This window comes from Pseudomonas sp. GW822-FHT02D10, assembly GCF_058802345.1.
The window spans coordinates 115,171-128,287 of record NZ_JBXAOB010000017.1 but is presented as its reverse complement, the minus strand read 5'-3'; the positions used below and the strand labels follow the sequence as shown (position 1 = coordinate 128,287).

Below are 13,117 nucleotides of genomic sequence, written 5' to 3'. Positions count from 1 at the left end.
ACCAAGGAGTTTTCCGTTTCGACTGCGCCGGAAGTGGGGCGAATTATAGACGTCCAGAATCTGCCGTCAACACTTAACTTGGCTTTTCTATACTGACTGGCGAAAGCAGCCGATCAGGCACCGCAATCCGCCTGATCCCACTACGCTTAATAGAGTCCGCCCAGCGAGCAACCTCGCCATGAAGATCTCCCTGAAGCTGGCCGCGTTCAGCATTGCAGCAACCGTGTTCTATCTCGGACTCGCCATTCTCGGATCGGGTGGTTTTGCTGCGTTTTTCTCTCATCCAGCCCTGGCGGTCATTGTCCTTGCGACACTGGTGATGACGGGACTGGCACTGCTGACAGAAGGCAATTTGAGTTCCGGGGTACGTGAAGACCGGACCAACCGTTGGGTGCTGCCGGTATTTGGGGTGATCGGTCTGCTGTCCGCGTTTATACCGGCCTATACCGACCGAGTGGATTTCTGGACCTTCGGTGGCGAAGGTATACGCTGGGTTGGCGCGATTCTATTCATTGCGGGTGGTGCATTGCGGATGTGGCCAGTATTCGTACTCGGCAAGCGCTTCAGTGGCCTGGTTGCCATTCAGCCTGGGCATACACTGGTGACTGAGGGTATCTACCGAACGCTGCGTAACCCGAGTTATCTCGGGATGCTAGTCAACGCCCTGGGCTGGGCGCTGGCCTTTCGTTCCAGCGTCGGGGTCGTACTCACCCTCCTGCTGCTCCCCGCCCTCATCGCCCGCATAAACGCCGAAGAAGCCTTGTTGCGCAGTCAGTTTGGCGCTGAGTACGAGGCTTACTGCGCGAAGACCTGGCGGCTCATCCCCGGGCTCTATTAAGAGCAGAGCCCGCTACTGGCACAGCCAACGCTTAGCGGGCAAGCACCTCGGCCAATCGGATCTAAACTGGATACACCCTGGTTCGCAATGTTGTTGCCGGGCTGTTCTGAGCCGTCATAAACGCTTTACCAAGAGACCCACCATGATAAGAGTTTCTTTCCTCCATGCGTCCTTGCCGCTCTTGCTAATGGGTTTCGGCCATTGGTCTTCCCCTGCAGTACGCCGATGCCAAGGCAAGCGTCAATGCCGCCGGGTGCCCGAATTCGATTCAATCAACCGACCGGAAGGCAATGGCGTCAGCGTCAACCTGACATTGGCGCTCCTCTAAGCGCAACATCACCGTTGCGCGGGACTCTCGAGCGAGGGCAACGACATGAACCGCAGCGACGTACTGATCATTGGCGCCGGCCCCACAGGACTGGTCCTGGCGCTTTGGCTCAGCAAGTTGGGAATCCGGGTGCGCATCCTCGACAAGACCAGCGCACCCGGCACCACTTCGCGCGCCCTGGCGGTTCAGGCACGCACGCTGGAGTTGTACCGCCAGCTCGACCTCAGTCAGGCCGTGGTGCAAAACGGCCACAAAGTGCCGGCGGTCAATCTGTGGGTCAAAGGCAAACCGGTGGCGCGATTACCGTTCGAAGACATCGGCAAAGACCTCACCCCTTACTCGTTCCTGGAAGTCTACCCACAGGACGAGCACGAGCGGTTATTGATCGAACGCCTGGAGAAGTTCGGCGTGGTGGTCGAGCGCAATACCGAACTGACCGGTTTCATCGAACACGGCGGCACCATCACCGCGCAGCTACTCCTGCCCGACGGGCAGGAGCATACCTGTCAGGCCTGCTACCTGGCGGGTTGTGACGGCGCTCGTTCTACTGTGCGCAAGGCACTCGATATTGGCTTCCCCGGTGGCACCTATCAGCAAGTGTTTTATGTCGCCGACGTCGAGGCCTCAGGTCCAGTGTTCAATGGTGAATTGCACGCGGACCTTGATGAGGCAGACTTTCTGGCGGTTTTCCCGTTGGCCAGCGAAGGTCATGCGCGACTGATCGGAACCGTGCGCGACGAACGCGCGGAACAGGCCGAAACCCTCAAGTTTGAAGACGTCAGCAGCCGGGCCATCGAACACCTGAAGGTTCAGGTACACAAGGTCAACTGGTTCTCGACCTACCGGGTTCATCACCGGGTCGCGGACACCTTCCGCTTCGGGCGCGCCTTTTTGCTGGGGGATGCCGCCCACGTGCACAGCCCCGCCGGCGGCCAGGGTATGAACACCGGTATTGGCGACGCAATCAACCTCGCCTGGAAACTCGCCGCCGTTCTCAATGGAGCAGCCAACGACAAACTGCTCGACAGTTATGAAGTCGAACGCATGGCCTTTGCCCGGCGACTGGTGGCGACCACCGATCGGGTGTTCAATTTCGTCTCTGCTGAAGGCGCAATGGCCGATCTGATACGCACCCGCGTTGCACCATTTCTGTTGCCCAAAATGGTCTCATTTGAACTGGCGCGCGAGTATCTGTTTCGTACGGTGTCGCAAATCACCCTGAATTATCGCGGGATGCCTCTGAGCGAAGGTCACGCGGGCCATGTTTTCGGTGGTGATCGCCTGCCCTGGGCACATGACAGCGAGACCGATAACTTCAACAGCCTGGCAAGCCTGAACTGGCAGGTTCATGTGTACGGCGACACCAGCGAAGAAATGCTTGCCTGGTGCGCCGAACATCACCTGGCCCTGCACATTTTCGACTGGCATCCAACTCACGAAGCCGCCGGGCTGGCGCGCAATGGCTTCTATCTATTAAGGCCTGACAGTTATGTGGCCGTCGCCGACCTGTCCGCCGACCCGAAAGTCATCGAGCGTTACTTCCGGGACCACGGGATTAAACCGTTCCTCTGGTAACAATGGCACACCGACGGCTTAGATCCCGCTCAACGCCAGGTCCATCGCAAAGTAGGTGAAGATCAGGTCCGCACCCGCACGCTTGATCGCACCCAGGCTCTCGCGCACCACGCGGTCTTCATCGATGGCACCGGCGGCAGCGCCGAACTTGATCATCGCGTACTCACCACTCACCTGATAAGCCGCCAACGGCAAACGCGACGCTTCGCGGATATCACGGATGATGTCCAGGTACGCACCGGCCGGTTTGACCATCAGTGCATCGGCGCCTTCCTGCTCGTCAAGCAGCGACTCACGCACGGCCTCTCGGCGGTTCATCGGGTTCATTTGGTAACTTTTACGATCACCTTTGAGCGCGCTGCCGCCGGCTTCACGGAACGGACCGTAGAGCGCCGAGGCAAATTTGGTCGAATAAGCCATGATCGAGGTCTGGCTGAAACCGGCTTCGTCGAGCGCCCGGCGAATGGCCTGGACCTGCCCGTCCATCGCCGCGGAAGGCGCAATCACGTCGGCCCCGGACCGTGCGGCGGCGACGGCTTGCTTGCCGAGGTTGATCAGGGTTTTGTCGTTGTCGACTTCACCCGCGTGCATCACCCCGCAGTGACCATGATCGGTGTACTCGCAAAAACAGGTGTCGGACATCACGATCATCTCCGGCACCGCGTCCTTGCAGATCCGCGCCATACGCGACACCAGACCGTTTTCATTCCAGGTGTCGCTGCCGCTGCCATCCAGATGATGAGAAACCCCGAAGGTCATCACCGACTTGATGCCCGCCCGTGCATAGCGCTCGATTTCCCCGGCCAGTTTCGATTCTGGAATCCGCCGCACGCCGGGCATGCTGGTAATCGGTACGAAATCGTCAATTTCCTCTTCGACAAAGATCGGTAGCACCAGGTCATTGAGAGTGAACTCGGTTTCCTGGAACAGGCTGCGCAACTGCGGATTGCGGCGCAAACGGCGCGGACGGGCTTCGGGGAACTGGCTGGACATGGGATTTCCTGGCAGGAGGCCAACGGCCTGGACAAGACAAAAGTCGTAAAGGAGGGGAGCTTATGCCCCTCTCCCCCACCGATACAAACGTAACCTCAGGAAAAGTTTATTTCCGATTCGGTAACAGTCTGGCGCTTGCCAGCCAAAAGCCCCACAGACACTTCCTCGCATGGCGACAACCCCGACGGATCCGGGACAGGACGCCACTCCAAAGCGCCGCTCTGGAGTGGTGCTGTTTGCCGTTACTTGGGAATTTCCAGCCCGCGAATCACTGCCGGCCGTGCCAGGAAGCGTTCCAGCACACGCAATACATTCGGGAAGTTCTCGATCCCAACCAGGTCACCCGCCTCATAGAAGCCAATCAGGTTGCGCACCCAAGGGAAAGTCGCGATATCGGCAATGGTGTAACGCTCGCCCATGATCCAGTCGCGGCCTTCCAGGCGGCCGTCGAGCACTTTCAGCAAACGCTTGCTCTCGTTGACGTAGCGATCACGCGGGCGCTTGTCCTCGTAATCCTTACCGGCAAATCTATTAAAGAAGCCCAACTGACCAAACATCGGTCCGATGCCGCCCATCTGGAACATCAGCCACTGAATCGTCTCGTATCGTGCGGCCGATTCCTGCGCCAGCAGTTGCCCGCTTTTGTCGGCGAGGTAGATCAGAATCGCCCCGGATTCGAACAACGCCAGTGGCTGATCATCCGGCCCATGAGGGTCCAGGATCGCCGGAATCTTGTTGTTGGGGTTCAGCGACAAAAATGCTGGAGACAGCTGATCATTAGTGTCGAAACCCACCCGGTGGGGCTCGTAAGGCAGTCCGATTTCTTCGAGCATGATCGAGACTTTGACGCCGTTGGGTGTCGGCAAGGAATAGAGCTGTATCCACTCGCGAAACTGCGCAGGCCATTTTTCAGTGATCGGGAATGCAGACAGATCGGTCATGGTGAACATCCAGTGACAATTGAATGGCGATGATGGCCTTGGTCGCGGCAGATGCCCGGCCTTTAAGGCGGCTAGATTATAGGCACGGCGCTGATCGGGGCGGGCTAAATCAGAAACATTCTGTCGATAACCTTCCCGGCGGCCCGCACGGTCCCGCAGATAAAGTAAAGCGCGCCGTTTCGAATCGAACCAAAGGGTACCTGCGGACTCTCAAGGCTGCCCTTGCGTTAGACGAATCGGCCCCACGACATGAAAAACACTTGAAGCCGAGAGCGCTCAATGTGATGTTTTGTCAGCCTTAATCAAATGAGCTGAAGAATAATAACTCAATGAAAAAGCACCTGAACTTCGTTAAAAACCTGAAGCCGCGCACCATTGTATTCTGTGCGGCCTTACTCATAGCTTGCGTCCTGTTCCTGTCGCTGGAAGTCAGCAAGAGTTTCGCTCGACCGGCTGACGGCACCCAAACCCTGGTGTTTTTACGCCACGCAGAAAAACCAGCCGGAGGTCTCGGTCAGTTGAACTGCCAGGGCCTGAACCGTGCCATCAACCTGGCACAGCTACTGCCTGAGAAGTTCGGCAAGGCCAATTACGTGTTTGCCGCCAATCCAACACGCAATGTAGAGGAAGGCGAGTTCGACAACTCCTACAGCTACCTCCGACCACTACTGACCATCAGCCCCACCGCGATCAAACTCGGGCTGCCGGTGAACATCGAGTATTCGGTCAACGACATCGGCGAACTGGCCGACGAACTGCTTCACGACAAGTACCACAACTCGATCATCTACACGGCCTGGTCCCATGGCTATCTGCCGAAGTTGATCAATAAGGTGGCTGAAGAGGCCATCGGTGAGAAACGCCCCCTTCTCGACGACTGGCCATCCGACGATTTCGACTCGTTGTACGTACTGACTCTGACCTGGCACAACGGCAAGGTCACCTTGCTCAGCCACGGCTACAAGCAGGGTCTGAACAATGGCCCGCAGACATGTCCGACATAATGGGTCGGCTTGTGCCCACCGTTATCCGAGCCTCTGGACTAGACTGCACTGGAGTATGATGCGCCACTGTCCCTATTGTCCGGAGCCTCTGCATGTCCAACTCCTTAGCGATCCCCAACCGGGGCTTGGCGCTCTGGTGGAAACCCGCCCTGTTCCTGCTGGTCGCCTGTATCGGCCTCTACTACGTCAAGTGGTCGCCCTACTACCTCAAGGCTTTCGTGGCTGCTGACAGCCACAGTATCGGCGCCTCGATCCTCAACGATGAACAAACCGCGCCGCTCGCCGCTGCACTGACGTACGCCAAGGTGTACTTCCTGGCGATCTGGAAAGCGGCCGTACTGGCTGTGATTCTGGGTTCGCTGTTGCAGGTATTGATTCCACGAGACTGGCTGCTGAGATTGTTCGGCCGTACCGGTTTCGCTTCGACCTTGCGCGGTGGGTTGTTCGCCCTGCCAGGCATGATGTGCACCTGCTGCGCCGCGCCCGTGGTGTCAGGCATGCGCCGTCAAAACGTCTCGGTGGGTGCGGCGTTGGCGTTCTGGATTGCCAACCCGGTACTCAACCCGGCAACGCTGGTGTTCATGGGCTTCGTACTCGGCTGGGGCTTTACCGCACTGCGGCTGGTGGCGGGGATTGTGCTGGTGCTGGGTGTTTCGTTGGTCGCCCAACGCATCTCACGCCCCGATTACATGCCGGAGGCGGCGCTGGAAGCGGTGGCCGAAGCGACCCGCACAACCGACGCCCAACCCTTCCTGAGCCGCTGGGCGCGGACCTTGTGGCAACTGTTCTGGACCACTATTCCGATCTATGTGCTGGCAGTATTGGTTCTGGGCGCCGCCCGGGTCTGGCTGTTCCCTCACGTTGACGGTGCAATGGCTGACAGCTTGCTATGGCTGATACCGCTGGCCATCGTCGGCACACTGTTCATGATCCCCACCGCTGCGGAAATCCCCATCGTGCAAACCATGATGACCTTGGGTTTGGGTACCGCACCGGCCGTGGCGCTGCTCATGACCTTGCCGAGCATCAGCCTGCCGTCGCTGCTGATGCTGCGTAAAGACTTCGACACCCGGGTGCTGCTGACCGTGGCCGTGCTGACCATGTTGATTGGCGTGATTTGCGGGCTGATCGGGGCGTTGGTGCTTTAAAGGGGATTGCAGGCGCTGGTTAGCTAGCGCCTGCGTCTTGGATTAACGGTTACCGCGCTCACGCAAATACTCGAACACCGCCGCCTGTTCACCGACGAACTCGATTCGGGCGTCTTTCTTCTCGCGCTGGAAGGCGTACATCGGGTCGTAATACTCGCTCAACAACAGCTCAGTCCAATGACGGAACAATTCCACCTGGCCAGTACGGGCCATCTGTGCCAGAGCCTCTTCCATCAGTGTCATCAGTCGCTGATAGCGCTCGCCCCCCAAGCGTCTATGGATGTTGCTCAGACTCGATAGCAAACGTTCTGAAAACAGCGCAAAACCCTGCTCTGCGTACTCGGCAACAAACTCCGCATGCAAGTCGATCACGTAATCCTTAAGAATGCGCTCGACCCTGTTATCCATGCTGTCTTCCAGCCAAACCATCGGAAACCGTTGCATGCCTTGATACAGCGGGAGCGGTAAGGCACAGCTGCCGACCATGCGGCTTTCATCTTCCAGCACGAACTGCTCGATGCCCTTGGCGCGCTTTTTCAGTACATCGACCGCAAGACGGTTTTCGAAATCGATATTGGTGGGCTGCCCGGTTGCGCGTTTGCCAAAGCTGGAGCCACGGTGATTAGCATGACCTTCCAGGTCAAGACCGTTGTTCAGCTGGACGAGCACTTCGGTTTTTCCAGAGCCAGTCATACCGCCCAGCAAAACGAAGTCGCACTGTTCGACCGCCTGATCAACTGTCTCCAGCAAAAAAGTACGCATCGCTTTGTAACCACCGCCGACCCGCGGGTAATCGATGCCGGCTGCTTCCTTGAGCCACTGCTGGACGATCTGCGAACGCAAGCCACCTCGAAAACAGTAGAGAGCGCCCTGCGGATGGGCGTGGGCAAATTCAGTCCAGGCCTGAATGCGAGCATCTTTGACGTCACCGGACACCAACTGCTGCCCCAAGGCAATCGCCGCCTGCTGGCCTTGCTGTTTGTAGCAAGTACCGATGCGCTCCCGCTCGTTGTCGTTCATCAGCGGCAGGTTGATCACCCCAGGGAATGAGCCCTTGCTGAATTCGATCGGCGCGCGGGTATCCATCATCGGCCGATCATTGAGGAAGATGTCGCGGTAATCCGTGATATCGATGGGCATCAAATCACCTCTACCGCGTTGCTCTGTCGCTCAACCAGTTCACCGATCGGCGCCAGGTTCAGACCCAGCTCGGCGGCAACAGCGAGAAACTGCTCGTTGCCCTCGGGCGTCACGGCAACCAGCAAACCGCCGCTGGTTTGCGGATCGCACAGCACACGCTTGTGCAGTTCCTGTACGCGTCCAATCTTGTCGGCATAACTGTCGAAGTTACGCAGGGTCCCACCCGGCACACAGCCTTGATCGAGGTAGTACTCAACACCCGGCAGACGTGGCACCCGGTCGTAATAAATACGTGCGGTCACAGCGCTGCCATCGGCCATTTCCACCAGATGCCCCAGCAACCCGAAACCGGTGACGTCGGTCATCGCAGTCACACCGTCGAGTTTGCCGAAGCGGCTACCGGGTTTGTTCAGGGTGCACATCCAGTCACGGGCCAGGCCCACGTCGCTGGCGCGCAGTTTGCCCTTCTTCTCGGCGGTTGTGAGGATGCCAATGCCCAGCGGTTTGGTGAGGTACAGCAAGCAACCGGCGGTGGCGGTGTCGTTGCGCTTCATGTGGCGCTTTTGCACCAGCCCGGTGACTGCCAGGCCGAAGATCGGCTCCGGTGCATCGATCGAATGCCCGCCGGCCAATGGAATACCCGCCTCATCACAGACCGAGCGACCGCCGCGAATCACTTCCCGGGCAATCTCCGGCGCCAGCACGTTGACCGGCCAGCCAAGGATCGCAATCGCCATCAGCGGATCACCGCCCATGGCGTAGATGTCGCTAATGGCATTGGTGGCAGCGATGCGGCCGAAATCGAACGGATCATCGACAATCGGCATGAAGAAGTCAGTGGTCGACACCACGCCACGCTCGTCGTCGATGGCATACACCGCCGCGTCGTCGCGCGATGCATTGCCCACCCAGAGTTTCGGGTCGAGATTCTGCGCACCGCTACCGGCCAGAATCACCTCCAGCACCTGAGGTGAAATCTTGCAGCCACAGCCTGCGCCGTGGCTGTATTGGGTCAGGCGAATCGGCTCGCTCATGGGAGGCACCTCTGGAATTCAAGTTGAGCGATTCTACCAGAGCATCGTGCAAACGCTGACAGATACCTGGCCGGCCGCAGTGTGGCGATTGGGTCAAGGCAACAAAATCACCTTGTCGCCGCTGCCCTGATTCACCTCGGCATAACGCTCAAGCCCCTCGGCCAGCGGCGATTCCACCAGTCCTTCCGGCAGCGGCAACAACCCGTCATCAAAGAACCGGCCGAACTGCTTCAGCATCGCCGCGCAGGCTTCGACGCCGTACAGCAACGAGTTGATCCCGACCACCGAACCGCCACGGCGATACAGCGCCAGCGCCGGCAGCTGCACATACCCGTCGACGGGTGCGGCGATGATTGCGATGCGGCCGAAAGTGGCCAGCGCCGCCACCGCCGCCGGCAGCCAGAAACCTGTGGTGTCGAAAATCACGTCGGCACCACCCGCGAAAACCACATTGACCTGAGCACCCAGCACCTCCGGTGTTTCCAGTTGAATCGTGTTAAAACCCTGAGCCTGCAAGGCCTTTACCTGCTCCGGACGCCGCGCTGCGGCCAACACTTGAGCGCCACGAATTTTCCCCAGCGCCAACGCCGCGCTCCCCACCGCACCACCACCGATCACCAGCAAACGGGTTTGCGCGGTCACCAGGCTGCGCTCCAGCGCATCCCACGCGGTGGTGTAAGGCACGCCAAGGCTGGCCGCCTGGGCAAAACTCAAATGCTTCGGCTTGAGGGCCACGCCCTTGGCCGGCAGTTTCGCGTATTGCGCATGGGAGCCATCGGCAAAGAAGCCCAACTCACGGCCCGTGCCCCAGACTTCCTGACCGACCAGCGCCTGCGGCCCTTCAATCACCACACCGGCAAAGTCGCGACCGGGGATCCGCGGCAGCGTGGTGTAGGGAAAACGTCCGAGTACGTTCTTCACATCGCTGGGGTTCAGGCCAGCAGCCTTGATCTGCACCAACACCTCGTTGGCGCCCGGAACCGGGGTCGGCACCTCAACGTAATGCAGGGCCGCCAGATCACCGGTTTTATCGAATTGCAGTGCTTTCATGGGAACGTCCATCTGATAAATGAAGAGGGTTTCAGGAGATCCAGCCAGCGACCAGCTGCCGACCCATTGGCCACAGCTGCTCGCCGGCCAACATGCCCAGCAACCCCACCAATGCGATGGCCGGTGGCGCGGGCGAACGAAAATCCAGTGCGCCGTAAAGCAGGCCAACGCCAAGACCAATGGCCAGTGAAATGAGGTAGTTCATGCTGAACTCCGTGCATGGGGAATGCATAGAGTCTAGAGAGTCGCCGCTAAAGCGATCGGCCAAGTACTTCAGGATTTCGGCCAAATGCCGTTCTACGGCGCTGAGCTGAAATCGCCTTTTCGGGAAAGTTGCGAGGGTGGAACGCCCAGCTCGCGGCGAAACATGTCGCTGAAGCTGCTCGGCGAATAGCCCAGATCGAGAGCGATTGCACTGACCGGCACGCCCTGGATCAGCTCGGCGACCGCAACCGCCAATTGCACCTGACGCCGCCACTCGGCAAAGCCCATGCCTAATCCATCCTTGAACAACCGCGCCAGGGTCCGCACGCTGGCGCCGGCATTTTCGGCGTGCTGCTCGAAGGGGATGTCCAGCGACGGTGCGGCCATGACCGCCTGGCAGAGGTTCACCAAACGCCGCTCGCTGTTGCCCGGCATGGGAATTTTCAGCAGTGAACGTTTCGCCCGCTTCAGTTCCAGCAACGCCAGCCCCACCAGCGCCTCGTAGTAATCCGCCGGCCCACTGTCATCCTGATCCACCAACCCGAGAATCAACTCGCGCAGCAATCCACCGACCTCGATCACCTGAACGCTGCTGTCCAGGGTCGCGGCCAACTCAGGACGCAGGTAGATATTGCGCATCTGCAAGTCCGACACCACGCGAATCCCATGCACCACGCCCGGCGGCAACCAGACCGCCCGTTGCGGCGGTACCACCAGCGCTTCAGCGGGTGTCTCGACCCACATCACCCCGCTCATCGCATACAGCAACTGCCCCCAGACGTGCTCGTGCGGCTCGATATACAAGCCGCGCGGATAGGTGCGCGCCAACGGCTGCACCGGCACATCGGTGTCGCTGAGATCAGGCGGAGCGGCAAGGGCCATGGGCAAGGATCGTGATAGAGGCAGAGGGCCTAATGGTAACGAGGCACCGCGATTGCTGCCAGTTGACACACCCGCTCAACGTGGAGCGCAACCGCCTCCACGTTCAGGCGGAGGTTTTCAGCCGTGAGTCCCCTTGGCGCATTGGCAACCCGCTGAGGTGCAGGCTTCGCCGTGCTCATGATGCTTGGCGCAGCCCTCACAGCAATAGTGTTTACCGTGGCGGACGATAGAGTGCTCACCCAGTTTGCAGTTGCAGTTGGGGCAGGCGCAGGTCGTTGCTTTCATTAATCTGACTCCATGCGTGTGGTCGTCCAGAGGCGGCACCGATGCCGCACCTGAAGCAATGACCGCACCCGACGACGTGATACGCGGCCCTCGCTCACCCATTAGGGTAGTCGATGGTGTGACGAAGCCGGGTATCGACCAAGCTCGCTGGCGGTGCTGACACTACGCTCAAGCCTTGATCGCGACCTCACGTCGCCTCTCGCGCCATGACTCAAGATCGTGCTGGAGTGATCACGGTTGGCCGTGGGATGATCGCCGCCACCGCGATTACCCCGGAGAGTTTGCATGTCGTTTAGTAAAAAGGCTGTTGTCCTGTTCCTGACAGCGGTCACCAGCCTCGCTGCCGTCAGCGTGTACGCCGCCAAGCAACCAGCCGCGAAAACCGCGCCGTCACAAAAAGTCTCGGCACTGGGCGGCAAATTCGCCTTCACCCTGCCCCAGGGTTTTATTGCCAACCCACTGGCGGGCGGCGACGCGGCCAAGGGGACTTCCGGCGCTGAAGGCACCATGTACACCAATCAGGCGAGCAAAACCGTACTGATCGTCGCCGAAAACACCTTGCCCAATGGCCTGAACGTCAAAGACAACGACGCCGCATTCCTCGATGAGTCAGTCTCCGGTTTCGCCACTCAGCAACGTGCAGCCTTGTCTGACTTCAACAAACAAAGCGAAAAAAGCCTGACCGTCAAAGGCCTCGGCCTGCGCCAGATCGACAGCACCGCCACCCAAGGCGGCGGGCCGACCCTCAACACCAGCCTGCTGGCCGGCTCCGGCACGCGCATGATGCTGATCCAGATCATCTCCCGCGCCGACGACAAGGCCGGGCATGCAGCACTGGTCAAACAGATCCTTGGCGAACAGTAAGCCGCCCGGCTACTGATTGATCCGCAACAGCCAGGCGTTCAAATCCTGCATTTCGGTCGCACTGATGGTGTGGCCGATGCCCGGATAAGCATGAAATTCAGGCGCGAGCGCAATGCTCTGCAACAGGCTGTTGGCCTCGCTGCCATCGCTGTAGGGCAGTTTCAGGTCGGCCGTCCCGTGACCGATGAAAATCGCCAGCGGCTCAAGCGCCTTGTCGGCCTTGAGCTGCGACCGCAACACCGGCAGAACCTTGCCACTCAACGCTGCAATCCCGCGCACTGTCTCGGGATGACGCAAGGCGACTTCATACGACATGATCGCGCCTTGGCTGAACCCCACCAGAAACACCTTATCGGCCTCGGTGTGATACTTCTTCGCCGCCAGCGCCACGAAATCGACAATCAGCGCAGTGCTACTGTTGACGTCATCGGCATCACCGTCATAAGCGCCTTCGCCCTTCTTGCGAAACCACTGATAACTGTCCGCCTCCACCGCCTGCGGCGCGCGGACCGACAGATACGTGTATTGCGTCGGCAACTCGTCCTTGATGTCGAACAGGTCCTCTTCGTTACTCCCCGAGCCATGGAGAAAAATCACCAACGGCTGATTGCGCGAATCAGGGTTGGATTGCTCAAGGTACGGCAACGGCAAATCGTCGTTGAGCGCCGCATGGGCAACCGAAGACACCAACAACATCAACACAGCAAAAAACCTGAACATGGACCATCCTAGAAAGACGACGAATTCGCGCCAAAGCCTAACACCACAAGAAGCACTCCCGAAAACCGCCCCCAACCACTCACCCAATTCACCGTCACCAGAGAGCAGCGC

At 59.3% G+C, this 13,117-nt stretch carries 14 protein-coding genes and 1 pseudogene; 6 read left to right on the top strand and 9 right to left on the bottom strand.

What is annotated here, in order from left to right; genetic code table 11:
• Positions 1-178: 178 nt before the first annotated feature.
• The 3 genes and pseudogenes from AC1RPZ_RS23090 (at position 179) to AC1RPZ_RS23080 (ending at position 2,741) form a co-directional block, all read left to right on the top strand.
• Positions 179-838, top strand: coding sequence for a methyltransferase family protein (locus AC1RPZ_RS23090; RefSeq protein WP_493139706.1), 660 nt, complete (start codon positions 179-181; stop codon positions 836-838).
• Between the two features lie 218 nt (positions 839-1,056).
• Positions 1,057-1,166, top strand: a pseudogene (locus tag AC1RPZ_RS23085) (SphA family protein); the annotation flags it as partial.
• A gap of 45 nt (positions 1,167-1,211) precedes the next feature.
• The gene (locus AC1RPZ_RS23080; protein WP_493139704.1) at positions 1,212-2,741 is read left to right on the top strand and encodes an FAD-dependent oxidoreductase; all 1,530 of its coding nucleotides are present in this window, start codon (positions 1,212-1,214) and stop codon (positions 2,739-2,741) included.
• Between the two features lie 18 nt (positions 2,742-2,759).
• Here the strand turns inward: AC1RPZ_RS23080 and hemB are convergent, their stop codons facing one another.
• Together hemB and AC1RPZ_RS23070 are read right to left on the bottom strand one after the other, a co-directional pair.
• Positions 2,760-3,734, bottom strand: coding sequence for a porphobilinogen synthase (hemB, locus tag AC1RPZ_RS23075; RefSeq protein WP_493139702.1), 975 nt, complete (start codon positions 3,732-3,734; stop codon positions 2,760-2,762).
• A 242-nt stretch (positions 3,735-3,976) separates the two neighbouring features.
• Positions 3,977-4,675, bottom strand: a complete 699-nt coding sequence (locus AC1RPZ_RS23070) for a glutathione binding-like protein (RefSeq protein ID WP_493139700.1) — start codon at positions 4,673-4,675, stop codon at positions 3,977-3,979.
• A 329-nt stretch (positions 4,676-5,004) separates the two neighbouring features.
• Here AC1RPZ_RS23070 and AC1RPZ_RS23065 point away from each other — a divergent pair, with 329 nt between their 5' ends.
• Positions 5,005-5,679, top strand: a complete 675-nt coding sequence (locus AC1RPZ_RS23065; protein ID WP_493139698.1) for a histidine phosphatase family protein — start codon at positions 5,005-5,007, stop codon at positions 5,677-5,679.
• Between the two features lie 92 nt (positions 5,680-5,771).
• Entirely contained in the window at positions 5,772-6,827 is a 1,056-nt protein-coding gene (locus AC1RPZ_RS23060) for a permease (protein WP_493139696.1), read from the top strand.
• 42 nt (positions 6,828-6,869) lie between these two features.
• On the opposite strand, the gene mnmH is transcribed toward AC1RPZ_RS23060, so the two are convergent.
• The 6 genes from mnmH to AC1RPZ_RS23030 form a co-directional block, all read right to left on the bottom strand.
• Positions 6,870-7,967: a tRNA 2-selenouridine(34) synthase MnmH gene (mnmH, locus tag AC1RPZ_RS23055; RefSeq protein WP_493139695.1), complete on the bottom strand. Its 1,098-nt coding sequence runs from the start codon at positions 7,965-7,967 to the stop codon at positions 6,870-6,872.
• The gene (selD, locus tag AC1RPZ_RS23050; protein ID WP_493139694.1) at positions 7,967-9,001 is read right to left on the bottom strand and encodes a selenide, water dikinase SelD; all 1,035 of its coding nucleotides are present in this window, start codon (positions 8,999-9,001) and stop codon (positions 7,967-7,969) included. Before selD ends, mnmH begins: the two co-directional genes overlap by 1 nt.
• Positions 9,002-9,094: 93 nt before the next feature.
• Positions 9,095-10,051 carry a quinone oxidoreductase family protein gene (locus AC1RPZ_RS23045; RefSeq protein ID WP_493139692.1) on the bottom strand — a complete coding sequence of 319 codons (957 nt, stop codon included), beginning with the start codon at positions 10,049-10,051 and terminating at the stop codon, positions 9,095-9,097.
• A gap of 31 nt (positions 10,052-10,082) precedes the next feature.
• Positions 10,083-10,256, bottom strand: a complete 174-nt coding sequence (locus AC1RPZ_RS23040; protein ID WP_071554717.1) for a DUF1427 family protein — start codon at positions 10,254-10,256, stop codon at positions 10,083-10,085.
• 92 nt (positions 10,257-10,348) lie between these two features.
• On the bottom strand, positions 10,349-11,137 hold the full coding sequence (locus tag AC1RPZ_RS23035; protein WP_493139690.1) for an AraC family transcriptional regulator: 789 nt from the start codon (positions 11,135-11,137) through the stop codon (positions 10,349-10,351).
• A gap of 117 nt (positions 11,138-11,254) precedes the next feature.
• On the bottom strand, positions 11,255-11,422 hold the full coding sequence (locus AC1RPZ_RS23030) for a metallothionein (RefSeq protein ID WP_493139688.1): 168 nt from the start codon (positions 11,420-11,422) through the stop codon (positions 11,255-11,257).
• A 285-nt stretch (positions 11,423-11,707) separates the two neighbouring features.
• Here AC1RPZ_RS23030 and AC1RPZ_RS23025 point away from each other — a divergent pair, with 285 nt between their 5' ends.
• Positions 11,708-12,286, top strand: coding sequence for a DcrB/PsbP domain-containing protein (locus AC1RPZ_RS23025; RefSeq protein WP_493139686.1), 579 nt, complete (start codon positions 11,708-11,710; stop codon positions 12,284-12,286).
• 9 nt (positions 12,287-12,295) lie between these two features.
• On the opposite strand, the gene AC1RPZ_RS23020 is transcribed toward AC1RPZ_RS23025, so the two are convergent.
• Positions 12,296-13,006 (bottom strand): alpha/beta hydrolase, encoded by a 711-nt coding sequence (locus AC1RPZ_RS23020; RefSeq protein WP_493139684.1) that lies wholly within the window; start codon positions 13,004-13,006, stop codon positions 12,296-12,298.
• Positions 13,007-13,117 lie beyond the last annotated feature (111 nt).